This window comes from Cellvibrio sp. ATLC23 (genome assembly GCF_057196725.1).
On record NZ_JBXUOS010000002.1, the window covers coordinates 348,061 to 374,244 of the forward strand.

Here is a 26,184-nt window from a genome sequence, read left to right on the forward strand (position 1 = left end):
CTTTCGTGCGAGCATCAATAATTACTGCGGAGCATCGGGCTTTGCCACATCCGTTTTAGGTACGGCGGGCTTTGCCTTTTTGGAAAACAGTTCGGCTTCCAGTTGTTTTAACTGCAGTGATACCTGCTCGATTTTTTCGTGATTGCGCAAATCTATATCCAACTTTTTATCCATATTGCGCACCAAAGGCACTAGAGAAGTTTCGAGAGTATCGGCAAGTACACGCAACACTTTATCCAACCCGGGGAGCGGTTGGTTAATCACCTCCACTTTCGGTGCAACAGGCGCAAGTGAACGCTCCAGCTTATTGACCGATGCGGTAACTGCATCAATCAGTTCACGATTAGCCGCGCCACTATCGGCAGCCGGTTTGCTGTTTGCGGCCAGCGTCAATTTATTAATGCCTTCAACCATATCCGCAAGCTGCACCACTACTTTTGCGCCGGTGTCGGCGGAATCGCCACCCATGGCTTTGTTGCGCAGGAAATCTTTCTTGATTTGCTCCCAGCGTGTTTTTTGTTCGTCTGTCATATTACCGCGTAGCTCCGCCAACTTGAGCAAATTGCTCTCTGCGCCGGTGGTAAGCATCTGCGCTTCGCCTAAATAATGGTCGGCGATCATTTGCATTAATTCCGCATCATTCATTACCGACGACACTTTTTCCGCCATCTTATTCATGTTGCGATAACTGCCTTGCAATTTGAAGGATGGCTCTAAGCGGTATTTATCGTCTTGCGCCGCGGAGGCTATATATTGCTGATTAATTTTTAATACCACTTGCTGAATCGCAAATAGTTTTTTCATTACCCCAACAATTTCACTAATTTCCGCACCTGAGTATTGATGACTTAAATCGGTGGTCGCGACTTCTTCACCTTTGGCCATAGCCACAAATTTGTACACATCCTGCATGTCGCGCAGTGCAAGTGGTGCCAACACTGAGTTTGAAGTCAGCGCATTTTCGATATAACTCAGGGCAAACTGTTCTTCCATGCCGCCGAGAATATCGCCGAGGTTATAAATATCGGCGCGGTTGGCAAGCATATCCGGAACCTTAAACGCTTCACCTGATTCGGTATAAGGGTTACCGGCCATACACACGCAGAATTTTTTGCCGCGCATATCGTAGGTTTTGGTTTTGCCTTGCCATACACCTTCAATGCGACGTGTACCGTCACACAGGGAAATAAATTTTTGCAAAAATTCGGCGTTGGTATGTTGAATATCGTCGAGATACAGCATGACGTTATTGCCCATTTCCAAGGCGAGATTGAGTTTGATCAACTCCTGTTTAGCGGTGGCGTTGGGCGCTTGCTCCGGGTCAAGCGAAAGCACATCGTGACCGAGTGATGGGCAGTTGATTTTCATAAAAATCAAACCCAAACGATTCGCCACATATTCCATCAGGGTGGTTTTACCGTAACCCGGTGGCGAGATCATCATCAACATACCCATTAAATCGGTACGTTTAGTAGCGCCAAGGGAACCCATTTGTTTGGCAAGGTTATCGCCAATCAACGGCAGATAGGATTCATTGATCAAACGGTTGCGCACAAAAGAGCTTAATGGCTTTGCTTTAAATTCATTCAAGCGCAAACTGTATCGCTCTTGCTCAACAATTTGTTGGCGAACCTGCAAGTAACGTTGATATTGCGGCACTACTACATGGCGATGATGCGCAAGGCGCAACACAAAGGAATCTAACGAAAATGCGAGCGTGCGATTTTGAATTAACGGATGATCGCCCATTAACCCCTGAACCCGCAGCTCAACTTCCACTTCGGTAAAACGGCGATCCAGACGCTGATCGGTTTTTAATAATGCGACAGCTTCGGGAATATAACGCGCGAGCATATCCAATTGCTTATCTTTAACCAGTGCCTGTAACCAAGCGCTGGTTAAATTCCAACGTTCAGCTGGCCAGCCTTGCATTTTATTGGCGACGTCCTGGTAGTGACGCAAGGTTTCATCATCGAGCGATTGTTTAAACGCTTCCACCAACTGCACAGCGTATTTACTGGTAATAAATTCCAAGCGCTCGCGTGCCAATTCTTCCACCAAATATTCTGCCGCGCGCCGCACCTCCAAATCGCTCACGGCGATGGGGTGGCGCTGAATAAATTCAGCGAAGGTCTCTACCACTTCTTCCACCAGCATTTGCAATGCATCCATACTCGCAAATAACCGCTGCATATGTTTTGCAGATACGGCGCGATCTTTCCAGGTTTCGAAGGAAAGTGAAGAACCTTGGGATTTGGATTTTAGAGCGAACTCTTTTAGATTTGCCCAAAACACTTGCGCCAATGCACGGGAGAGCGGATCAAACTTTAATAGATCGGCGCGATCCAATGCGGGTATTAACTCTTTTAGAATGAATACCGCATCCTGATCATGAATCCCTTTTTGATAGGCTTCTTTGTAGCGCGGCGCGGCAAACTCGCGCACGATTTTGCCGAGTTTTTCATCGTCCACTAACGCTTCACGCAACACATCAGGTGATAGGCCCGCCGTGTGATGTTCGGCTGCATCTAAAATTAACGCAGCGAGATATTCGGCGCGATAGACATTCGCCGTTTCCGACTCTTGCGCCATGCTCCAATAATCTTTTAATTGCAGCAATTCGGTATTATTGACTGCGGCGTAATAATTAGTGCCAGTGAGATGGAAATTTAATTCGCCTTCGCGGGGGATAATAGTTAAATCAAGCTCTTGCGTATTCACGCTGAATTTATGGCGTGGGCCGAGCTTGATTACATTACCGCCCTCTTCAAATATATCGGTTTTATCGCGCAGCGCCCGCAGCGCTTGGCCGCGAATTGCTTTAAAGCGCGCATCTATATCATCGGCTTTTACTGCACTATCCAGCGCCTTTAATTGCGCGAGTAAATCGCCAATTTTCAGCACCAGCGCATCAGATGCAAAATAAGTATTTAATTCTTCTGCCGTGGTTATGCTCAGCGAACGCTTTTCAATACTGGTGAGAATACGCGCTGCCGCATCGGTAATGCTTTGCGCTTTTTTCTGCCGCTCATCTAACAGGCGTTGTTTATGCTCCTGAAAGCTTTCATAAATTTCTTCGCGCTTGGCCATAATATCCGCGAGAAATTGATCGTACTCACTGAACTGCCCTTCCAACTCCTCCAAACGCACCAGCGATTTAGACAGTTGCTCATCGCACTTTTCAGGTGTAGTGGAAAGCCCCAAGGCATGGGAAATACTCTGTGAAAACAATTTAAACTGCGCACCAAATTGCGCGACTGCTTCTGCCGAGCCAAAATTCTTTTGTTTGTGTTTAGCGTTAGCACGGCTTTGGTTGAGCTTGGCGTACACTTCGGAGATGGCATCCACTATACGCGTGCGCAGTGTCGCGTCATCCACCTTAAGTGTGCCCATTAATTCAGAAAGCAAATCCAGACCGGTCGCGGTTTTTTCGATCACTTCAATAATCGGTGTAATCGCGGCATTGGTTTCCGTGTTTTCGACCTGCGTATTTAGTTCATCCAACTTGGTCAAATAGGGCGTGAGCGCTTTTTCATCGGCAAGATAAACAACCGTTGCTTCGCTAAGCTTTTCGTTGGCATCAAGCAACTGCTGATCGAGCAGTGCAATGCGCGCTTGATCTATATAGCGCAGCTCTTTAATTGTGGCCAGATGGCCGCGCTGTTTGCGCACACGGCTGAGCGCATCCACATAGTCTTCTGCCGACTCCCAATTTTCGGGGCGCAGCGATTGCAAAATCAGCTCTTGTTCTTGCTCGGCATCTGCCATTGCTTTGGCAGATTGCTGGCGAATGGATTCTACTTTTTCAAATTCATCGATTACCAATTCAGCAGTCGTGGATATTTCTTTTAATACCGCCGCGATCGCTTGGGTTTCGTTTTCATTTAACCAATAGTAAGTATCAAATACTTTTTTGGCCGACAGGCTCAGCTCTTCGTATAAACGCACACTGACCGATTGATTGTTAATTACGCGGCTAATACTGTAAAAATCCGAAATGCCACGCACTAACTCATTGTTGCCAATACGCCCGTAAAAGTTTTGTCGCGCGGGTGCTTTGCTCGCAAATTCGGCACTCACATACGGCGTTTCCCACATTTGCATAGGGTGTACACGAGTGGGTTCCGACTCGGCAGAAAAAATAACAATCTCACCATTGTCGGCCAATGCATAACCATTGCCGTAAATGGGGTTTTGTAATTTTTTTTCGATAAGATTGTAGGCCAGCAGGGAAATGACGCCGTCTTGTGGCTCGTAAAATACATAGAGCACATCCTCACCATTGGGTGAGCGAATCATGCGCTTAAAGCGGAAGGCGCTGTTATCTTCCTCGAAGGTTTTATATTCACCAGTATTTAAATAATAGCCGCCGGGAAAAATAATGCCGTGGTTTTCCGGCAACTGCACGCAAGATTGGCCAATGGTATCGATGCGCAATACACTTTGGGTCAGTGCATTAAAAATCAAATGGCGCCATTGCTCTTCGCGATAGGGGCGAATTCGCAGCAATACCAGATTGCCAACAGCGGCGTAAAATACACTGGCATCATCAAGGGATTGGGTTTTATCTTCTACTGCTTCGCGGTAAATTCCCAAACCATCTTCAGTATTATTTTCAACTTTAATGGTTAGATCGCCGCCAACGGTTTCAACAAAGACTTTATCCAGAATATTTAAATGGGGATGACGACCGTGTACCGCGTCCTCGCGGGTTGCGGCAATCCACTCAAAATCAAATGCGGGGGGTAATTGAATATCGCGCTCGCCGCGATTGTCGATATATTTTATGGACTTGCCGTCGGGAGATATGAACCAGCGAAATACACGCAGATCATCGAGGCGCTCGCCAATCTGAAAACCAGCCAATAATTTTCCATTGTTAACGGTCAGCTCTACCAACCGGGTATCTTTGTAATAGCGATACAACTCATCAAAATCATTGACGAAACTTTGCTCTGCGAGAAAGGTATCCGCAAATGCAACTGGCTCCAGCTCCACACCTGACTCGGTGTTTTTTTTGGCAAACAGTGAAAATACATCTTCAACTTTGGTTTCTTTTTTCAGGCCGATAAAGACGTTGTAACCAAACAACAAATGCTCGCCAACCTGAACTATATCGCGCGGCACACAATTGTTTTCGGTACGCACCCGCACGCGGGCGATAACATTCATCGCCGAGCTGCCAAACTCTGCCAAGCGTGCTTCATTTAATGCACGCACTTGCGTATTCAGAGTTTGCCCCTGATCTAACAACCGCTTACGAATAATTTCGTAAGCGCCGCCTTCAGCAACGGCGTTATCGACAATATGTTCAGCAGTTTGAGCGGTTTCGCTGGTTTGCGACATGGATTAATCCTTTTTATTGAACATCAACACACACCCATTTAATCCCCTCCCAGCCTCCCCCTCTTCGAGGGGGAGGGGTTAGACTTTAAGGAGTTAATTACCCAACGACTTCCACTTCTTCTGCTTTTTCTTTTACCGGTGCTGCTGCGGGTGCTTTATTAACAAATCTATCCAGCACTGCCTGAATCACACCGCTTTTGGTTGCAAGGCCATCGATAGCTTTACCAATCGACAAGGACTTGGCGAAGTTATCGAAGAATTGCGCTTCGCCGCCGACAATATCGATATGGGCTTTTTGCAAAGCAATCGCCAAAATTTCTGCATTTTCTTTCGCGATCTCTTTACCTGCCGCAATTCCAGCGAGCGTTTCTTTCAGTGCAGTTTCCAAACTCATACGGAACTCTTCATGCTCACGCGCTTTATCGCTCATGGCATTCATTGCATCGAACTTCTCGACCAAGCCGTCTGCTTCAGCTTTAAATTGCTCGCGCGTTACTTCTGCACCGGCAATACCAATTTCTTTTTTCGCACCGGCTTCTGATGTACCTTTAGTGGCGATAACTTCTGCCTCTGCCGAACCTTTAGCCGTAATGACTTCTGCCTCTGCTTTACCAGCATCTGCCTGCGCTGCACCTTTCGCGCGAATTACGCTAGCTTCCGCAAAACCTTCTTTCTCCAAGGCACCCGCTTTTGCTTCTTGCACTTTGGCATCGGCAAGGCCAGGCGCAGCGCGCTCCGCTTGAATGCCTTCGGCCATTTTCTTCATGGCTTCGGCTTCTTTCGACGATGCTTCCAGTTTTGCTTGCGCCAAGGTCATAATTTCTGAAGCCTTGTGTTTCGCCGATAACTCTTCTGCCTCAGCCGCTTTAACTTGTTTCACTTTAATTTCTTCAGCAGTCGCTTCAGCAGCCAATACTTGTACTTGCTTTTTTCGATCCGCATCGGAAACTTCGCGCACTTCTTTGATGCGTTCCTCTTCGATGGCAACAGTTTTATCCACCACCACACGCTCGCGAATCACATTAGCGATTTCTTTTTTCTGCACTTCAATCGCTTTTTCTGCCTCAATGGTTTGCAGCTCTACTTCACGCTTACGCGATACAATCTCCAGCTCCCGGGCGCGAGTTACCTTTTCTTCTTCAATGGCGACTGCGCGCAAACGGTTTTGCGCAGCCACATCGATTTCGCGCTGTTGGTTTTCGGTTTGCACAGCGAGATCCTGTGCTACCTGAATCGCAGTCTGCTCATACTTGCGGCGCTCTTCTTGCTGTACCTTTTTGGTTTCAGCCTCTTCGCGCGCCTGAATGGTTGCAATCTCACGCTTTTGGCGTGCTTCTGCATCCGCCTGCTGGCGCTCAAGTGCCAACATAGCTTCAGTAGTTTCTACATTCTTCTTTTTGATCGCCAATTCTTCGTCGCGCTCTAAAATATTGGTACGGATATTTTGCGCAGCCGTTAATTCGGTAATCTTTTTGATACCTTCAGCATCGAGAATATTGCTTGGATCAAGTGACGATTTTGATGTTTGCTCGATATAGTCAATCGCCACATCTTCCAGCACATAACCGTTGAGATCATCACCAATTACCTGAATGATCTTCTCGCGGAACTCCAAACGGTTTTCAAACAACTGAATAAATTCAATTTGTTTGCCGACGGTTTTTAACGCTTCGGAGAATTTTGCCGCAAACAAAAGCTCAACCGCATCTTTATCTGACGCGCGCTCAGCACCAATCGCTTTGGCTACACGCAACACATCTTGCGGGGTTTCATTTACACGCAAATAAAAGGCAACGGTGATATCCGCACGCAGATTATCTTTACAGATCAAACCATCGCGACCGCGACGATCTACCTCCAAGGTAATGAGGGAGATATTCATCAATTCTTTTTTGTGAATGATTGGCCAGACTAAAGCGCCGGTGAAATGCACTTTTGGCGTTGAAGTTGTATCGTTCACAATCAGCGCCGTACCTTGTGCCACTTTGTAGTAGAAGGCATTGAAAATTCCCGCAACCCCCAGCATAAACAAAAAGAACAGTCCTACCCCCCAAACTATCGGCATAATCATCGCGACTTCAAACATTATCTTACTCCTTTTGCCTTATTAAATTTTTAGCCTATTGACTAGATTTACCCAGAAACTCATCTTCTGAAATGACACGGTAAACATGTTGCTCTGGTAAATATTCCAGCAATACAACCTTGTCACCTCGCACAAACGTTTTCTCACCTAAGGTTCGTACTTTCACTATTAACCCAGCTCCACCATCATCAAAATTTGCTTCACCACTGGCAGCATCGACTTTTGATGAGCGAACAACTGCAACCTGACCTAATATCTTTTTCTCAACATGCTGATCAATTTTTGCAAAAAATTTACGGATTGGTTTGATGAGCTGCGCGGTGATCAATACCCCAATATAGAGAGAACAGACAATAACCGGTAGACCAACGAGATAACGTAACCAACCATACCCGAACAGAGCCAGAAAAAAATAGCTCAAATAATAACTAACTAGCCAACCAAAAATGGTTAAAAAGGTAATTATGATTGTAATCGGAACTCCATTTAATCCGAGTTTCAATAGAAATCCTGCAAAGGTTTCGGCAAAACCTTGCTCCCCTTGCGCATTCGCACTCAAATGACCATCCATATCTGGCAAATCTATATCCAACACCTCAATATCCACTAAACCTAGAGCAGCGCTTAACCAATACAACGCCACTACTCCTAAAAAGATAGTGAAAAACACCGTCGGGAAGCTGACTATTGTTAATAGAAAATCATTCATCCTTTATCGCCCGAACTGAGGTTAGTAGGTAAAACCCCGAGTTTACTCAGGGGCTTTTTTGTTTTTGATGCGCGCCAAAATATCATCTGCCGATGAGCCGTTAGTGCCAATACCAGCAGCTTCGAGTTTTGATTTTAGCGATTCATCACCCGTGGTTTGTGCCATTTCACCGGCAGCTTTGATTTGTGCATCTTTTAACGCTTGACGCTCTTTAATACGCTCTAAAGATTCCATTGCGGTGCGCATTTTTGAATCGGAACCGCTGTGGCGTTCAGCTACTGCCACCTGCGCTTTAAGCACATTTTCAGTTGCTTTAACCGTGTCCACCTGCTGTTTCAAGCGTTTAATATTTTTTTCGGCAACATTGATCGCGGTGCGCAACTTATCGACACTCTGTGCAAAATTTTGTGCCGACTCTTGCTCCATCGCCAAACTATTTTCGAACCCGGCAATATGTTCAGCTACTTCATGGGCAAGTTTTTCATCACCTTTTTCAAGTGCTTTTACAACATAGCCTTCATGCTCTTCAATCGACTTCTGCAGTTGTTTGCACTTTTCTTCGGCCAATTTTTGGCGCGCCATAATTTCGGCAAGGCTGTCTTTGGAGCGCTTTAATTCTTCGCCCGCATCGCGCACTTCTTGATCCAAAATGCGCAGCGCCTGACTATCCACCACTGCTTCACCCGCTTCATTTACACCACCGCGCAAGGCAGTAATCATTTTTGCCCAGATATTCATAGTGATTCACCTTTGTTGGTTGCGGAGCTGTTACTGCAGCATCCGTTAGCTAATTAAAAATTCACTGTAGGCTTCAGTCGCCTGAATAACATTTGATGCGAGCATTTCAATTTCCAGCATCACATCTTGCAAGCTCGATGCAGAACTCAGCGCACCAAACATGTGGTAACAATCATCGCCATCCATTTTGTCGAGACTGATATTGGAGAGCGGGAAATATTTGTGCGTGCGCAATACCGTCTCGTTAAACAGCGCGGGATTATTTACCTCGGCCACCGACCACAACATCGCCTCAACCACAATTTGCTCGCCCGACACGGTCAGAAAGAGCGGCAAATCGCCATACTCGTACATGACTATATGCAAAGCGGGTGACACACCATCGATCAACTCCAAATCGGCGCGCTTGGCGGCAAACATATCTGCCTTGGCCAGTGCGTCGTAGAGACTTGTGGTGGCCCAACGGTTAACTACATCTGTCATTCGACTTTCTCCTTTAGCTGGCAATAACCCACTGGTAACAACCTGTTTTGCAGACACGCGCAACTCTAATTCAAGAAGTGCAAGGCGCCGCGCATTCTCCGGGAGAATCCAGACCTCTTTTTTAACCAGGCCCTGCTCCCGCAAACGATTGCGATATTCACGCTGATAATGTGCTGATGATTTCTTTTCCATGAGCCAACATTAATTTATTACATGTAATAAATCAAATATTACATGTAATAAATTAATGAATGGAGAAATTAAGGTAAGCAACTGATTAATATAGACTTTTCATCAAGAAAGATAAAAAAAGGAGGCAAAAGGCACAAGAAACCGGAAAATCAGATATCACTAATGAGGAAATAATCTAAGCAGCAAATAGAAACAGCCTCTTCGCCCGGACCCTAGCCAGATGCAGAGGCGCCATAGCCATACTACTTAGCGGCGGTCATATCCCGCTCCAGACCACTGGGTCCGGCAGGCTTTTGGGTTTTCCATACCCAGATTAACCCGCGCGCATAGCCATCGCCCTTGACACTGGTGTGATCGAGCCCTTCCATTGAGTAATTCAATAAATCCAAGCCTTGAAATTGGCGCCCAGCCAGTTGTTTTTGGAATTGAATAATAGGGTCGCGGAAGGCGGGAAATTCAGTAGTGCCATAGGAGATAAACATACGTCCATTTAAGGTTTTATGTTTTTTAGCGTAAGCCTTATCTAACTTAATCAATGCTTGTTTATCCCACTCCACCGCTGGGCTCAGGGCGATAAAACCGGCAAAGAAGTCCGGTGCCTGATAAGCAGCTGTAATAGTAAATAATCCTCCCAAAGAATTACCGGCGATCACACGGTCAGCTTTCTTGCCGCGATATTGGGTTTCAATTAATGGTGCAACTTCATGCTGAATAAAATTTAAAAATAAATTTGCCTTGCCCGATTTTTCATCCATCGCAGTGAAGGTGTAATCAATCCGCCGCTCTTTGCCGTAATCTGCAGATGAGGGATAAGACAACCCCACCATAATAAATTCCGGCACCAGATTGTCGTACTGCAGGTTGCCGTATGTCGACACCAGCAAAGGCGTATCCCAGTAAGCATCAAGATAATAAAGCACAGGGTATTTTTTATCGGGATTGGTTTTGTAGCTGGAGGGATAAACCACCACCAATTCGTGATCACGCCCGGTGATTTTTGAATGGATGGGGATAATTTCGGTATTGCTTAGCACAAACTGTTTATTGGTTTGCTGGGCAACCGCAGAAGCCGCCACCCCCAACAAAACAACAAGTGCAAGAAAATAGTTTTTGTACATGTACACCTCTTTGTTAAATTTATCGTTCGATGGTGTGCTTGACCTGTTTTATTACCCCAACTCTTCGATCAGGGTTTATTGTGCATTTCCCATGTTTCCAACTTTTTCTTTTCACTTTTACGCAATAAAACATAGGTTGCGCCGAGCCAGCCGTGACGCTTTTGCGCTGAATGAAAAGCCATGACTTCATTTAGCTGGGGCAACCAATGGGCGATGCAACTTTTTAGCTGCGCCGGTTGCGCGCGCCCTTCGCCTTTGCCGTGGGTAATCAAGGCACAGCGAATATCATGGGTCATACAATCTTTAATGAACTGAAATACAGCTGTGCGCGCCTGTTCGACCGTCATATTGTGTAAATCGAGACGCGCATCGATTTGGTATTTTCCCATGCGCAAACTGCGGTAGACCCCGTGCTGCACACCATCGCGCTTAAACTCGATTACTGCGAGCGGATCCAGCGGCTCAACATATTCACCAGAGAGAAAGTTTTTATCTTTCTCCAATTCCGCTGTTGCGGCTTTACGGCGAGTTTCCACACTGGTTTTATCTTTATGCGGCGAAGCGAGGACGACTTTTTCTTCGACCTTAATGGGTTTTACATCCTTCATCTGCTGAAGGAATAAATCGGCGTCGGTATTTTTCTCAGTCATAACAAAGGCGTAAAGCTAGTATCGGGGGTCGAATTGTGCAGGATTTGGCAGCTAACTGGTAGCCCGAAATTCTCCCCCCCGAACACTTTATAAACGGGTATTGCTCACAAATGCAATTTGGAAACCATCTGGCGACCAGCTGGGCACATTGATAGTACCCTGCCCACCGTATACATAGGCGATGATCTCCGGCTCACCTCCCTCCGCTGGCATTTCGCGCAGATAGACATGACGATAGAAAGGATGATCGCCTGGATCAATATCATCCATATAACTTAGAAAAACAATTTTTTTGCCGTCAGGTGAAATGTGCGGAAACCAATTGTTGTGATTATCAAATGTGAGCTGCTGCTGATTGCTGCCATCAGCATGCATGCGCCACAGCTGCATCATGCCAGTGCGATTGGAATTGAAGTAGATATATTTTCCATCGGGGCTGTATTCCGAACCATCATCCAGCGTGGCCGTATCCGTTAATTGTGTTTCTTTGCCGGTTTCAATATCGACACGATAAATATCGTATTTACCTTTGCGCTCACCGGTGAATATGAGCGATTTATCATCGGGTGAAAAACCGTGTAAATAGGAATGCCCAACACCTTTGGCAGTAATCCGTGTCGGGTTTTTGGAGCCGGTTATTGGCAAGGTATAAATTGTCGAGTGATTGTTTTCCTCAGCAACATGGTGACTAATACCGATCAACTTGCCACTCCAGGAGAGCACATGATCATTGTTATTGTTGCTGGCGAAACCCGATTCCAGCACTGAACTTTTGTCGCGCTTTATATCAAAATTAAACAATAATCCTTTGGAGTTATAGATCAGCGTCTTACCATCCAGCGTCCAATTGGGTGCCTGAATTGAATCGGGCGAGCGATACACAATGCGCCGATTTTTAGTTTTCATATCCATAATTTCCAGATTACTGCCGATGTAATCTTTATAGGGCTGAAAATCTTTTGCCGCAGGAAGAATAATTCTTACATTAGAGAAAACTGCCGTTTCCACTGCATCTGGGTTGTGCGCACACAAGCTCAGCCCAGCATAAATTTTTTCACCGAGTTTAATATGCGATACAGAGGTCACCTGAAACGGCTGCCCCATTTTTGCCGCACTCATGATGTAAGTATCGCCTCGACGCTCTAACTGAATCACATCGGGAGCTTTTATTGCCATCGGATACTCTTCCGTCTCACCGCCAGCCTGAGCACGAAATTGCAAAGAAGTTAGACCATCACCGTGCACTGTTGCATGCACATTGGGCGAGCCAGTATCAAGGCTCGTGCGCAAATTCCAACCGACTTTTCGATGCGGATCAACCCCGGCCCCCTCAAACGCAACATGGGCGCGAAGAATAAAATCACCCGTCAATTGGGTGTAGGCGTAATGCAGCTCATCTTCGCCCAACCACATATTTTTTCCTGAACCGCTGATGCGATATTGCTGCAAGGCCGAATCATAAAGCGCAGAGCCTTTATGTTTGACCGCACCTATATCACGGCTAGCGGAAAATTGGCCGATGGATTCTGCATGGGCAAACAAAGGAGGCAAAAAGCCGAGCAGAACAATCACCCATCGTTTAGCTATTCTTATCATCACTATCCCCTCAGTGGAAAATATTCGCCTTTTGGCTTGTAGATACTGCTCCACTTTGCCATCACAAGAGAAAGCTTTTACCGATTTTTACCTAAAAGTATCTTTTTTGTTGATGGGAATTTCATGAACTTAATAGCGCGCTTACTGATAAAAAACCACAAAAAAAAGGATGCAATTTCTTGCATCCTTTTAGAGGAGTATCTGCTGCCTTTACAACAGCATGGGATTATTTATTCACGCGTCTATTTGTTCGCGCGATTCTCAATCAACTCATTTACCACCGCTGGATCTGCGAGCGTTGAGGTATCGCCCAGTGAGTCCAGTTCGTTAGCCGCAATTTTGCGCAAGATACGACGCATAATTTTGCCTGAGCGAGTTTTTGGCAAACCGGGCGCCCACTGGATAGCATCGGGGCGTGCGATTGCGCCAATTTCTTTAACTACTAATGCCAGTAATTCTTTTTTCAATTCATCGCTGGGTTGTTCACCGGCCATCAGGGTGACATAAGCGTAGATACCCTGACCCTTGATGTCGTGCGGATAGCCAACCACGGCGGCTTCGGCGACCTTATCGTGCAGCACCAATGCGCTTTCAACTTCCGCAGTGCCCATACGATGACCGGATACGTTGATTACATCGTCAACGCGGCCGGTAATCCAGTAGTAGCCATCGGCATCGCGACGGGCTCCATCGCCGGTGAAGTAGTAGCCCGGATAGGTGCTGTAGTAGGTGTCGATACAGCGCTGATGATCGCCGTAAACGGTGCGAATCTGACTTGGCCATGCGGCTTTAATGCAGAGGTTGCCCTCGCCTGCACCCAGCACTTCTTTGCCTTCTGCATCCAGCAATACTGGCTGCACACCAAAAAAAGGAACTGTGGCCGAGCCGGGTTTGAGGTCAATCGCGCCGGGCAATGGGGTGAGCATGTGGGCGCCGGTTTCGGTTTGCCACCAGGTATCCATAATCGGGCAGCGGCTGCCGCCGACTATGCGGTAATACCACTCCCAGGCTTCCGGGTTGATGGGTTCGCCCACGCTACCGAGAATTTTCAAACTGGCGCGCGAGGTTTTGCTGACGTAATCGTTACCGGCACCCATCAAGGCACGGATGGCGGTGGGTGCGGTATAGAAGCTGTTTACACCGTGTTTGTCGATCACTTGCCAGCAGCGCGAAGCATCGGGATAAGTCGGCACACCTTCAAACATCAAGGTAGTCGCGCCGTTAGTAAGCGGACCGTAAACGATATAGCTGTGACCAGTTACCCAGCCCACATCGGCGGTGCACCAGTAGATATCACCTTCTTGATAATCAAAAACGTATTTGTGGGTCATCGCCGCTTGCAGCAAATAACCACCCGTGGTGTGCAATACACCCTTAGGTTTGCCGGTCGAGCCGGAGGTGTAGAGGATAAACAGCGGATCTTCGGAATCCATCACTTCCGGTTCGCACTCACTGGTCTGACGCTCAACCAGATCTTCGTACCAGAAATCGCGTTTTTCATCCCAAGCGACATCGCCACCAGTGCGCTTAACAACCAAACAGGTGTGTACACCGGGGCATTGCGCCAAGGCGATATCAGCATTTTTTTTCAGCGCAACACGTTTTCCGCCGCGCAAACCTTCATCTGCGGTAATCAGCACCCGACATTCAGCATCCTGAATACGGTCTTTTAAGGCTTCCGGCGAAAAACCGCCAAAGACAATTGAATGAACCGCGCCAATACGAGTACAGGCGAGCATTGCATAGGCCGCCTCGGGAATCATCGGCATATAGATACAAACACGATCGCCTTTTTTCACCCCGCGCTCGCGCAATGCATTGGCGAGACGACAAACTTGATCATGCAATTCTTGATAAGTTATAGACAAGTCTTCGGCAGGATCATCGCCTTCCCAGATGATGGCAGTTTGATTAGCGCGAGCCGGTAAATGACGGTCAATACAGTTAACACTGACGTTCAGTTTACCGCCGACAAACCAACTCACTTCACCTTTGCGCAAATCACTTTTAGTCACTTCCGACCAAGGCTGCTGCCAAGTCAGGAAGCTGTTTGCCTGTTCTGCCCAAAAGGTATCGGGCGCGTTAATCGATTGGTCGTACATTTCCTTATAGCGCGCCAGATTGATCGCCGCGTTGGATTTGAAACTCTCGGGAACTGGATACAGGTGTACTTCTGACATGGTTTTATCTCACTGCCGTTATCTTGTTATTAATCGAGAAAATGACGCTGGATGAACCAAATGCCACCAGACGTCACGCCATTAAGGTGCTGATAAGCTTAGCAGTTATAGCCCGCCCAGCTCAATGACAACGTTGTCCAATTTTTTAATTTATTTACCCCTCCAAACCTTAGGCCTAAGGCCAAATACTTAAACCTAAACAATCGACCACTTTTTAATATTATTAATAGCAAATAACAATAAGGCAGAAGGGGCGAGAAAGTATTATCTATATAACCAGCAAAAAAGAATGCTTTATGTGCCACTAAAAGTGAAACGCCTCACCTTGCTCCTGCATCAACATGGCACTAACCCTTTAGTGAGAGCGCCACTAGGATTAGACCGCTGAAGCGTTAGACCTGCCCGACAGGGACTTAATAACAACCAATCAACCGGAAGCCCGCAGCCTGACCCATCAGCATTAATCATCCTGGCCTAGGCCAAAAACAGCTCATATAACAACTCTAAATGAGGCAACTCACTATGTTTTCATTACCCAAGAACCGTCTTGGCAGAAACTTCTGTCGATGGATTATCGCCACCACAAGCTTGGTTGCAGCCAATAGCTTTGGTGCCACCCAGTGCCAAAACCCCACCCCCATTTGGGCCGATGAATTCAACGGCAATGCCGTAGATACCAGCAAATGGGAATTCCAAAACGGCGACGGCTGTAGTTACGGTATCTGTGGCTGGGGCAACAATGAGCTTCAGTCCTACCAAAGTGCCAATGCCACCGTTGCTAACGGTGTACTCACCATCCAAGCCAAAAAACAACGGGTGGGCTCCAAAGCCTACACCTCCGCGCGCCTGAGAACCTTAAATATGCCCAATGGCGGCCAGTGGAAAAACGGCCGCTTTGAAGCTCGCATCAAGCTCCCCAAAGGCTCAGGTATGTGGCCCGCGTTCTGGATGCTGCCAGCCAACACCAGTGTCGGCTGGCCCATGAGCGGTGAGATCGACATTATGGAGGCAACCGGTCAGGCCGATATGTTCGCCTTCGGCACCCTGCACTACGGTGAAGCCTGGCCCAACAACCAATGGACCAGCGGCCGCATCCTCAAGCAGCCAGACGCCTGGTCCGATGCTTTTCACACCTATGCCATCGAGTGGGAACCCAATGTCATACGCTGGTACGTGAATGACGTGCTCTACTCCACCAAAACCCCCGCCGACCTGGGCAACCCAAGCTGGTGGACCTTTGAAAACTACCAGTACTATATGATTTTAAACCTTGCGGTAGGTGGAAATCTGGGCGGCTGGCTGGATGAAAGCATGTTGCCCCAAACCATGCAGGTGGACTATGTGCGGGTATACAACTATGGCAAGCCTAATCTCTCGGGCAAGCATCTAGTCGAAGCCAACAGCTCTGCGACCTATACGGTGATCGACGAGGCGGGTACCGGCAGCAGCTACTCATGGACTACACCAACCGGTCAAACCTCTTCCTCTAAATCCATCACCGTTAATTGGGGCACTCAAAGCGGCCCGGTGAATGTCACCGTCACCAACAGTTGCGGCTCCTATAACCTGAAATTGGATGTTTACGTAGCGCCCACTATGAGCCAGTCGCAGATTCATGATGACTATCAGCTCAATCGCAACCTGACGTACACCGAATGGACAGGTGTGTACAACCAAGCGGCGAGCAACCCAGCCCCAAATACCGTCAATAACTCAAGCGTAGTGGGAAGCTATGTTAGAAACAGCAGCTCGCAGTGGGACGTTATAGCCGCCACCACCACCCAGATTACCAATGCGGGTGACTTTGTGAATGGCACTAAAGCGTTTTATATGGATGTGTACACTGCAGCTCCAGTGGGCACTGAACTGCTGGTACAACTGGAAAGCAGTACCGCCACTGCCTCCAACTACCCCACTGGCAGACACTCCAAATATATTGCCCACACTACAGTGCGCAATGCCTGGCAGCGCCTGAAGTTTACCTTGGAAGATCGTCTCGATGGCGCCACCTCAAATACCGCGGTGAGCAAAGTCGTGCTGTTAATCGCCCCTAACACCTTTACCGGCGACACCTATTTCATTGATAACTTCAGCACCTATGCCGCTGGCAGCCCACCGCCTCCGCCACCACCTGCAGCCACTAGCATGAAGGTAGCTTCAATTGTGACCGGCACTGCATCAGCCTCCAAGGGCGCCAAGTTTGGTACCGCAACGGTTACTGTGCTCGACAATAACGGTAACCCTGTTGCCAACGCCAGTGTAACCGGCAATTTCAGCGGCTCCATTAACCAAAATGGCGCCTCAGCCGTTACTGGAGCAGATGGCAAAGCCAGCCTGCAAACCACCAGCTCTGCGAGCGGTTCGGTAACGGTTAGCTTCTGCGTCAGCGCATTGAGCCATGCCAGCTTGAGCCACAACAGCGCTGCCAGCACTGGGCTTTGCCAATAACAGCCCCCTGTCCGGCCTAGGGCAGATCCCCCACCGGACACAGTCCAACAAAAAGCCCGCGTTATTAACAACGCGGGCTTTTTCGTAACATTTGTCCCGTCCTGAAATTTATTCGCTGTAACCATTCGGATTTTGCGATTGCCAGCGCCAGGCATCTTGCATCATGCGTGCAAGATCGTATTTCGCTGTCCAATCCAATTCGTTTTTCGCTTTAACTGGGTCGGCATAACAGCTGGCGATATCACCGGCACGACGCGGTACAATTTTGTACGGCACCGGGCGACCACTCGCCGCTTCGAACGCTTTAATCATCTGCAATACCGAATAACCGCAACCTGTACCCAGATTGTAAGCGCGGCAGCCAGTACCGGATTGGTCCAATCCCTTGAGCGCCGCAACATGGCCGTGAGCCAAATCCACTACATGGATGTAATCGCGCACACCGGTGCCATCGATAGTGTCGTAATCATCGCCAAACACACTTAACTCTTTGAGTTTGCCAATCGCCACTTGCGCCACATAGGGCAACAAGTTATTGGGGATTCCAGCGGGATCTTCGCCGATCAAGCCGCTTTCGTGCGCGCCCACCGGATTGAAGTAGCGCAGCAGCGAAATATTCCACTGGCTGTTGGGTGCCTCGGCGATATCGGTCAGGATTTCTTCAACGATAAGCTTGCTGCGGCCATAGGGATTAGTGGCAGAAGTGGCAAAACTTTCATCGATAGGCACAGAAACCGGGTCGCCATACACCGTGGCTGACGAGCTGAAGATCAGCTTCCAAACTTTAAACTCTTCCATCACTTCAGTGAGCGACAAGGTGCCCGCAACGTTGTAGCGGTAATATTTCATCGGGATCTGGTTGGATTCGCCCACTGCTTTCAAACCGGCAAAATGCATCACCGCAGCAAATGAATGCGCAGCAAACACGGTGCGCATAGCGTCTTTATCGTTGATATCCACTTCATAAAACACCGGCTCAACACCGGTAATTTGCGCTACACGCTTGAGCGATTCAGCGCTGCTATTGCACAGATTGTCGACCACTACCGGCAAAAAACCGCTATTGATCAATTCAACACAGACATGGCTACCGATAAAACCGGCGCCGCCAGTAACAAGAATGGGGGAACGTGACATGCAAGATTCCTTATAGAGATGTAAGCCGTTGCGCGCGCATTGAACCAGAGTTCAGGCGGCAGTATAAGGGCTGAAGAAGAATCTTTTATTAAATCATATAATTATTATTTAAATAAGATACGAATAGCAAAAAGGCAAGCCGAAGCTTGCCTTTTGGATGAACGGTTTTAGTTAACTAAAACTTATTCGATTGGCAGAGCGAAGCCCACTACAAATTTGGCTTCGTCGTTGTAAGAACCATCGACATCATCTACCACTTTACCAACAGTAAAGCTCAACTTGTCGTTATAGGCATAGGTCAAATCAACGTGCGACAGATCATCTTCATGAACACCATACTTGATGGTGAAATCACCGAAAGTACCAGCCAAGGTCATGTAGTTGTAGTCTTCAAGATCTTCCAAACCTTCGTAATAAGTAAAGGCAATTGGACCGTAACCAATCATGGCAACTACTTCAACCAAGTCACCAGGAGATACCTCTACGCTTGGATAAGCGTAAGACCAAACACTGATGTCATATTTGAAGTCGCCGGCTTCACCACCGTAACCAACATACAGATCATACTCTTGGCCATTAGCAGCATCACCTGAAGCAGCCCAAATACCAGCGTAAGCACCACCGCCGCTCACATTAATATCGCCCCAAACTTGCGGATCGCCAGCACCCAGATCCAAACCACGCCAGTAGTACATATTGGCCGCACCAACAGCTGCAGAAACTTCAGCGTGTGCCGCTGGCACAGTAAAACCAGCCATAGCAGACAAAGCGATAGCACCAGCGATTAATTTTTGTTTCATCTTCATGAGTTCTTCCTCTTAATGGTCTTTACTAGTTAGTTTTGAGGCAGCTATTGATAATTCCCACTAGCTTGACCAGGTTATTGCAGATACCACGCCAATTTTATTTTTTACTTTAAAATCATAATGTTACAAATTGAATACAAGATTGCATACTCAAAACAAAATAACCTCAAGCACAAGCATGGTGCACAAAAACCCAGCGCGCCACCCCGGCGCGCACCAAAACAACTCATTTAAAACGAATCACATACTCTTTAATTTTTTGCAGCTCCTCCCGCGCACTGGCTCCCCCCTCTACGAGCGGAGGCTCAGCCAATTTACGCAGTAACCAAGCATTTAACGATGCTATCGCTGCACGAACCGACCATGGCAGATAAAGCAACAACGCAACCAGCACAATTGCCACACCAACCAAGGTATGTGACGACAAATTCTCATCTGCTAATGCCTTGCCAATCACAATCGCCAATACTGGTGTCATCAAGGTGATGAGCGACACAACACTCGCCGATAAGCGCTGCAGAATATAAAAAAACAACGCGGCACCCACCAGTGAACCCACAATCGATAAATACAGAATCGATGCGCCTGACTTCACCGAAACCTGTTGCGGTAAAGTCCCATCCATTAACCACCAGCTCAACAACAGTCCCGGCAATGAAAAGAGCAGTGCACCACTGGCCTGCTGAAATGCATCAACACTCACCGCCTCTTGTTGGGTTAGTTTTTTTACCCAAACACTGCTGAAACTAAACAAAACGCACGAAAGTAAAACACTGGCGATGCCATAAACCGAACGGGTATCAAATTGTAATTGGTGATAGAAAATAACCACCAACCCAACCAATGCCAGAATCAAAGCCAATACTTTTTTCAGTGTGAAAGGATTTTGTTTTAACAACAACAAGGTCATCAAACCGGTGACAAAAGGGGTCAGCGCAAATATCACCGCCACCAACCCAGAGGGAATAAATTGCACGCCCCAATACACCACCGGCATGTTGGGAAAAATGCCGATAGAAGCGGCAAAATAAATGTGCCGATGCTGCCAATAAGTGGCGAGGGATTTTCGCAACAGTCCGTGAATCAATAGCGCAATCGACAAGGCAATTGCCATACGCGCCACAGCGGCCGCAATAAAACTCAGACTATCGCTACTCCATTGAATAGCGAGCGGGGTAGTAGCCCAAATCAGCACTACTGAAAAATACGCAAATAACACAGCCACGGCATAACTCCTTATTGCCCATTGAGCAACTGACGAGAGAATGACCGCAGCGATAAATCAGCAAAACTGCCAATAAAAACTCAGCAAGCTACCAATAACAACCTAGCAAGCTTGGAGTAAAAACTGAAACCAAAAAACAAAAAGGCCGCAGTTTTTATGCTGCGGCCTTTGTTTATAACGATTATTCAACTAATCAACAAATTCCGCCCAACAACGCGCACAGACCACAAACCAAATCATTGGTCGTAGTGCGCGTGCGATATGCTTGGCGGTATAAATTGGATACATAATTAATTGATCTAAGGTTATGAAGATTTGTAAAACTGGAGCGAGATTAATTTAATTTCTGTTCAGCCACAAGACATATTTGCATTTTTTTTATGCAACTGATTCACCTATACTCTCAATCTTATTTTTAATGACTAAACGAAATGAAAACATACCTGGTTGGCGGAGCTGTCCGCGATAAATTATTAGGCCGCAATGTCACCGAAAAAGATTGGGTGGTAGTAGGCAGCAGCCCCGAGCAAATGCTCACCCAAGGCTTCACTCCAGTCGGTAAAGATTTTCCGGTATTCCTGCATCCGCAGACCAAAGAGGAATATGCCCTCGCCCGTACCGAGCGCAAAACAGGTAAAGGTTACGGCGGATTCAGTTTTTATTGTGGCGAAGAGGTGACACTGGAGGATGACCTTATCCGCCGCGACCTCACCATCAATGCCATGGCGGAAGATGAAAATGGCAATATCATCGACCCGTACAACGGCCAACAGGATCTAGCCGATAGACTGTTGCGCCATGTATCCCCCGCCTTCGCCGAAGACCCGGTGCGCATTTTGCGCATTGCGCGTTTTGCCGCGCGTTATCACACCCTGGGTTTTCGCGTTGCCAATGAAACCATCGCGCTCATGCAAACTATGGTCGCCAAAGGTGAAGTAGATCATTTGGTGGCGGAGCGCGTATGGAAGGAGACTGAGCGCGCACTGGGCGAGCCTCATCCGGAAATTTTTATTGAAGTGCTGCGCGCAAGCCATGCTTTGACGCGTTTATTTCCCGAAATCGATGCACTGTTTGGTGTGCCGCAAACTGCAATTCATCACCCTGAAATTGATACCGGCATTCACACCCTGATGAGCCTGCAGCAAGCAGGTAAACTATCGCCGAGCACCTGTGTGCGCTTTGCTACACTTCTACATGATCTAGGCAAGGCAACAACACCACAAGATGAGTGGCCAAGGCATATCGCCCATGAAGATCGCAGCTTGCCGCTGGTGAAAAAACTGTGCGAACGCATCGCAGCGCCAAAAGACTATAAAGACCTCGCCTTGATGGTGGCGCAATGGCATACCCACTGCCATCGCGCATTGGAATTAAAACCGGCAACCATATTAAAAGTGTTGCAATCCAATGATGCGTTTCGCCGGCCAGAACGTTTTGAACAATTTTTGCTGTGTTGTGAAGCAGACGCACGTGGCCGCACTGGCTTTGAACAACGAGAATACCCGCAGGCAGATTTTTTCCGTGCAGCATTGGTGGCAGCTCAGGCGGTTGATATACCCGCTATTCAGCAATGCGGTTTTAGCGGCAAAGAATTTGGGGATGAGGTTAATCGCCAGCGATTGCAAAATCTGCTTCAATTAAAAAATAATCGGTCAATCCCACCATCTGCGTAATTCTGTTTACCCACGAATTACGCAGCAGTAATACAGAGGTGAGCACATGCCAACAACAACTAAAGTGGCCCTGGTAACCGGTGCAGCCAAACGTATAGGCGCCGAAATTGCACGCCAACTACACCAAGAAAATTTTAATTTGGTGATTCATTACCACCATTCAGAAAAAGCGGCGCAAGCGCTGGTGGATGAGCTAAATGACCTGAGAGAAAAATCTGCCATTTGTATTGCGGCAGACCTCAATGATTTGGTGCAGATAGATAATCTTGCGGCACAGGCAGAGCAGCACTGGCAGCGATTTGATTTATTAGTTAACAATGCTTCCAGTTTTTATCCCACGCCTATTGGCGAAACCAGTGACGATGATTGGAATCAGCTCATTAATTCCAATCTCAAGGCTCCTTTTTTTCTCGCGCAGGCACTGGCGCCCGTCTTAAAAAAATATCACGGCTGCATCATCAATATCGCCGACATTTATGCTGACAAACCACTCAAAAAACACAGTGTTTATTCCATCGCTAAGGCGGGCAACGTCATGCTCACCAAAACACTCGCGCAGGAACTGGCGCCAGATGTACGCGTTAACGGCATAGCACCTGGTGCTATTCTCTGGCCAGACGATGATCATAAAAAACCGGAAGATCGGTTGTCCGACGAAAACAAAGAAAAAATGCTCGCCAAAATTCCACTGCAACAACGTGGACACGAACTGGACATTACACGCGCAATTTTATTTTTAGCGAAAGATGCACCTTACATCACCGGCCAAATACTCACGGTCGATGGTGGCCGCACACTTACTATTTAGCCTACAGAGCAGCTTAATACATGATAAGAACACAATTACTGACCGAGGCAGGCAAACTAATTACTGGCGGAGAAGAGCTAGTACCGCGCTGGCGCGAGGATCAAAGCGGATTTATCTGGATAGATTTAGTCGGTGAAGAAGCACCAACAGAAAAAGCGTTTCTGTTATCGATGAATTGCCACCCTCTCGCCGTTGAAGATGTGCAGCGCTTTCGGCACCCACCAAAAACCGAAACCTTTGATGATTACACCCTCATTCTCTATCGCGGAATCACCGAATTCAACAAAGACCTCACCATTCAGCAAATGACCATTGCGCTGTTTATCGGTGAACGCTGCCTAATTAGCTGTCATCCACGCCACTCAATGGGGATTAATCATTATTGGGATAACACCCAAGCAGAAAACTTATTAGTGAGCCCCGGATTGCTCGCCTCTCGCATTATGAAATTCTCAGTGGGGCGCTATCTTGAAGCCATTCTTGCGTTTGAGCCATCGCTCAATGAATTGGAAGATGCAATGCAGGAAAAGCCGAACGACGAAGTGATGCGCGAATTGATCAGCTACCAATCGCGTCTGCGCAAGCTCAAGCGCATTTGCAGTTATCACGAAAAACTGATGACCAACTTATTGAAAGAAATTCCACAACGATTGATGGATAAAGACGGCGATATAGAGCACGCACTGCAAGATTTATTCGAGCGCTGCGAACGCCTGCATGGCTTGTGCACTATGTACTATGAAATTTGCGGCGATTTAATAAATGGTTACTTGTCGATTAGTTCACACCAACTGAACAACACCATGAAAGTATTAACCGTGATTACCGCGATTTTTGTTCCACTAACCTTTATTGCAGGTATTTACGGCATGAACTTCGTAAACATGCCGGAATTACAGGCGCCCAATGGATATTTCTATGCTCTAGGCTCAATGCTAATCATTGCCGCAGGCTGTGGCATTGTGGCTTACAAAAAGTGGTGGTAAAAATTATCCTGCAGACGAAATAAGTTTTCCCTGCCACTCAAAATCAATCGCCCACAAGGATTGTGAAGCCTGATCATAGCTTGCCCATAACTCTTGATAAGTCACTTGTAACTGCGGGTGTTTAATCTGCGCTGCGATTTCTGCCAAAGGTAAAAGTACAAAAGCATTCTGGGTGATTTCTGCGCGCGGCAATTCCACTCCTGCGTCAACACCCACAAAATCACCGTAAGTTAAAATATCTATATCCAAGGTACGCGGGCTGAATTTGGGGCCGCTTCGCTTGCGGCCATTATCATCTTCAATACGTTTTAAGGTTTCCGATAACTCAGCAATGGATAAATTTGTATTCGCACCAACCACCAGATTAAAAAAATGACTACCCGCAAAACCGACGGATTCACTTTCATAAACTGACGACACTTGCAGCTCACCAAACAATTCAGCGAGTGCATCTAACGCCGCCGCAATATTTTTGTGGCGTTCCACATTGCTGCCAAGGCTTAAATAGATTGCCGTCATTCGGGCAGTGCTCCCGGTTTTTGGCCGCGCTCAATTAACAAACCTACATCGCGCGCGCCGCGAATTGCACCCGGTTTACTTAAACGCAAACGCAACCAGGGCACATTAAATTCTGTGCGAATCATTTGTGCAATTTCTTCTGCTAATGTTTCCACCAATAGCGCATTGCGATTTTCAACATAGGCAATCAAGCGCTTGGAGACCGCTTTGTAATTCAAAGCAAATTGAATATCGTCTGTTGCGGCGGCTTGGCGAATATCGCTCGCCATTTCCAAATCGATACTCACGTTTTGGCGCACTTCGCGCTCCCAGTCGTAAATGCCGATAATCGTATCGATACGCAAATCGCGAATGTAAACAATATCCATAGAAAACTTCTTGTTAAAGTGAAGAGAGTGTATTGAGCGGCCAGCGCGCTTTTACATTAATTGCCAAACCTTCGTGCTGGCCAGCAAGCAAGCGCTGACAACCGGCGTAGGCGATCATGGCGCCGTTGTCGGTACAAAATTCATGGCGGGCGTAAAATACTTTTGCGCCGATTTTAGCGAGGCTCACATCCAAATCTGCGCGCAATTTTTTATTGGCAGAAACACCACCGGCAATCACCAATGTTTTCATGCCGGTTTGTTCGAGCGCGCGTTTGCATTTGATCACCAACGTATCCACTACTGCCGCTTGAAATGCATTGGCGATATCGGCGCAGGTTTGATCGTCGGGCAAACCATTGGCTTGTTTGTTGGCATTAACGGTGGTGAGTGTGGCGGTTTTTAATCCACTAAAGCTGAAATCCAAACCGGGGCGATCTACCATCGGGCGCGGAAATTTAAAGCGTCCTTCATTGCCTTGTTCGGCAAGTTTGGCGATCTGCGGGCCGCCGGGATAATCCAGATCGAGCATTTTGGCCGCTTTATCGAATGCCTCACCCGCTGCATCATCAATCGATTCGCCCAGCAATTCGTATTCGCCAATCGCATCCACTTTTACCAATTGGGTATGGCCACCGGAGACCAACAGGGCGACAAACGGAAAGTCAGGAGGATTATCTTCCAACATGGGTGCCAGCAAATGGCCTTCCATATGATGTACGCCGATGGCGGGAACACCCCAGGAATAGGCCAGTGCACGCCCCATAGAAGCGCCCACCATCAGCGCACCAATAAGACCGGGACCAGAGGTATAAGCGATACCGTCTATATCTTCAGCGGTGGAATCACTCGCCGCCATCACTTCATTAATTAGCGGCAACAGTTTGCGCACATGATCACGCGAGGCCAGCTCCGGCACCACACCGCCATATTCCGCATGCAGCGCAATTTGGGTATAGAGCACATGAGCCAGCAGGCCGCGCTCGCTGTCATAAACCGCCACGCCAGTTTCATCGCACGATGTTTCCAAACCCAAGATTCGCATAACCCAACCTCTTGTCACCCGCCTGCTAAGCGGTGATCGACTCACATAAGGGCGGCTATGATAAAGGCTGACCA

At 47.5% G+C, this 26,184-nt stretch carries 19 protein-coding genes; 4 read left to right on the top strand and 15 right to left on the bottom strand.

The window, feature by feature from the left end; translation table 11 throughout:
* Nucleotides 1-21 precede the first annotated feature (21 nt).
* From AC2CG4_RS04490 to acs, 9 genes are all read right to left on the bottom strand, one after another.
* Nucleotides 22-5,346, bottom strand: a complete 5,325-nt coding sequence (locus tag AC2CG4_RS04490) for a DNA repair ATPase (RefSeq protein ID WP_484485135.1) — start codon at nucleotides 5,344-5,346, stop codon at nucleotides 22-24.
* Nucleotides 5,347-5,443: 97 nt separating this feature from the next.
* Nucleotides 5,444-7,432, bottom strand: coding sequence for a hypothetical protein (locus AC2CG4_RS04495; RefSeq protein WP_484485136.1), 1,989 nt, complete (start codon nucleotides 7,430-7,432; stop codon nucleotides 5,444-5,446).
* A 34-nt stretch (nucleotides 7,433-7,466) separates the two neighbouring features.
* Nucleotides 7,467-8,141 carry a DUF1449 domain-containing protein gene (locus AC2CG4_RS04500; protein WP_484485137.1) on the bottom strand — a complete coding sequence of 225 codons (675 nt, stop codon included), beginning with the start codon at nucleotides 8,139-8,141 and terminating at the stop codon, nucleotides 7,467-7,469.
* Between the two features lie 42 nt (nucleotides 8,142-8,183).
* Entirely contained in the window at nucleotides 8,184-8,879 is a 696-nt protein-coding gene (locus AC2CG4_RS04505) for a PspA/IM30 family protein (RefSeq protein ID WP_484485138.1), read from the bottom strand.
* A gap of 45 nt (nucleotides 8,880-8,924) precedes the next feature.
* Nucleotides 8,925-9,554: a YjfI family protein gene (locus AC2CG4_RS04510; protein ID WP_484485139.1), complete on the bottom strand. Its 630-nt coding sequence runs from the start codon at nucleotides 9,552-9,554 to the stop codon at nucleotides 8,925-8,927.
* Nucleotides 9,555-9,796: 242 nt separating this feature from the next.
* The gene (locus AC2CG4_RS04515) at nucleotides 9,797-10,672 is read right to left on the bottom strand and encodes an alpha/beta hydrolase (protein WP_484485140.1); all 876 of its coding nucleotides are present in this window, start codon (nucleotides 10,670-10,672) and stop codon (nucleotides 9,797-9,799) included.
* A 68-nt stretch (nucleotides 10,673-10,740) separates the two neighbouring features.
* A complete protein-coding gene (smrA, locus tag AC2CG4_RS04520; protein WP_062062465.1) occupies nucleotides 10,741-11,322 on the bottom strand; it encodes a DNA endonuclease SmrA in 582 nt (193 codons plus the stop codon).
* A gap of 87 nt (nucleotides 11,323-11,409) precedes the next feature.
* A complete protein-coding gene (locus tag AC2CG4_RS04525) occupies nucleotides 11,410-12,918 on the bottom strand; it encodes a TolB family protein (protein ID WP_484485141.1) in 1,509 nt (502 codons plus the stop codon).
* 242 nt (nucleotides 12,919-13,160) lie between these two features.
* Nucleotides 13,161-15,098, bottom strand: coding sequence for an acetate--CoA ligase (gene acs / locus AC2CG4_RS04530; RefSeq protein WP_484485142.1), 1,938 nt, complete (start codon nucleotides 15,096-15,098; stop codon nucleotides 13,161-13,163).
* A 522-nt stretch (nucleotides 15,099-15,620) separates the two neighbouring features.
* Between acs and AC2CG4_RS04535 the strand changes: the two genes are divergently transcribed.
* Nucleotides 15,621-17,546, top strand: coding sequence for a family 16 glycosylhydrolase (locus AC2CG4_RS04535; protein ID WP_484485143.1), 1,926 nt, complete (start codon nucleotides 15,621-15,623; stop codon nucleotides 17,544-17,546).
* 108 nt (nucleotides 17,547-17,654) lie between these two features.
* On the opposite strand, the gene galE is transcribed toward AC2CG4_RS04535, so the two are convergent.
* From galE to AC2CG4_RS04550, 3 genes are all read right to left on the bottom strand, one after another.
* Nucleotides 17,655-18,683 (bottom strand): UDP-glucose 4-epimerase GalE, encoded by a 1,029-nt coding sequence (gene galE / locus AC2CG4_RS04540; protein ID WP_484485144.1) that lies wholly within the window; start codon nucleotides 18,681-18,683, stop codon nucleotides 17,655-17,657.
* A 182-nt stretch (nucleotides 18,684-18,865) separates the two neighbouring features.
* On the bottom strand, nucleotides 18,866-19,489 hold the full coding sequence (locus tag AC2CG4_RS04545) for a TorF family putative porin (RefSeq protein ID WP_484485145.1): 624 nt from the start codon (nucleotides 19,487-19,489) through the stop codon (nucleotides 18,866-18,868).
* A 226-nt stretch (nucleotides 19,490-19,715) separates the two neighbouring features.
* A complete protein-coding gene (locus AC2CG4_RS04550; protein ID WP_484485146.1) occupies nucleotides 19,716-20,714 on the bottom strand; it encodes a DMT family transporter in 999 nt (332 codons plus the stop codon).
* 431 nt (nucleotides 20,715-21,145) lie between these two features.
* Between AC2CG4_RS04550 and AC2CG4_RS04555 the strand changes: the two genes are divergently transcribed.
* From AC2CG4_RS04555 to AC2CG4_RS04565, 3 genes are read left to right on the top strand one after another with little or no spacing between them, the layout of a single operon-like run.
* Nucleotides 21,146-22,387 (top strand): multifunctional CCA addition/repair protein, encoded by a 1,242-nt coding sequence (locus AC2CG4_RS04555; protein ID WP_484485147.1) that lies wholly within the window; start codon nucleotides 21,146-21,148, stop codon nucleotides 22,385-22,387.
* A 46-nt stretch (nucleotides 22,388-22,433) separates the two neighbouring features.
* Nucleotides 22,434-23,195: a pteridine reductase gene (locus AC2CG4_RS04560; RefSeq protein ID WP_484485148.1), complete on the top strand. Its 762-nt coding sequence runs from the start codon at nucleotides 22,434-22,436 to the stop codon at nucleotides 23,193-23,195.
* Nucleotides 23,196-23,215: 20 nt separating this feature from the next.
* Nucleotides 23,216-24,181 carry a magnesium transporter CorA family protein gene (locus tag AC2CG4_RS04565; protein WP_484485149.1) on the top strand — a complete coding sequence of 322 codons (966 nt, stop codon included), beginning with the start codon at nucleotides 23,216-23,218 and terminating at the stop codon, nucleotides 24,179-24,181.
* Nucleotides 24,182-24,184: 3 nt separating this feature from the next.
* Here AC2CG4_RS04565 and folK read toward each other — a convergent pair whose 3' ends face one another.
* Genes folK through tsaD form a run of 3 tightly spaced genes read right to left on the bottom strand, consistent with a single transcriptional unit; the run spans nucleotide 24,185 to nucleotide 26,110 of the window.
* On the bottom strand, nucleotides 24,185-24,700 hold the full coding sequence (gene folK / locus AC2CG4_RS04570) for a 2-amino-4-hydroxy-6-hydroxymethyldihydropteridine diphosphokinase (protein WP_484485150.1): 516 nt from the start codon (nucleotides 24,698-24,700) through the stop codon (nucleotides 24,185-24,187).
* Nucleotides 24,697-25,068: a dihydroneopterin aldolase gene (gene folB / locus AC2CG4_RS04575; protein WP_484485151.1), complete on the bottom strand. Its 372-nt coding sequence runs from the start codon at nucleotides 25,066-25,068 to the stop codon at nucleotides 24,697-24,699. Before folB ends, folK begins: the two co-directional genes overlap by 4 nt.
* A 13-nt stretch (nucleotides 25,069-25,081) precedes the next feature.
* Nucleotides 25,082-26,110, bottom strand: coding sequence for a tRNA (adenosine(37)-N6)-threonylcarbamoyltransferase complex transferase subunit TsaD (tsaD, locus tag AC2CG4_RS04580; RefSeq protein ID WP_484485152.1), 1,029 nt, complete (start codon nucleotides 26,108-26,110; stop codon nucleotides 25,082-25,084).
* Between the last annotated feature and the right edge of the window lie 74 nt (nucleotides 26,111-26,184).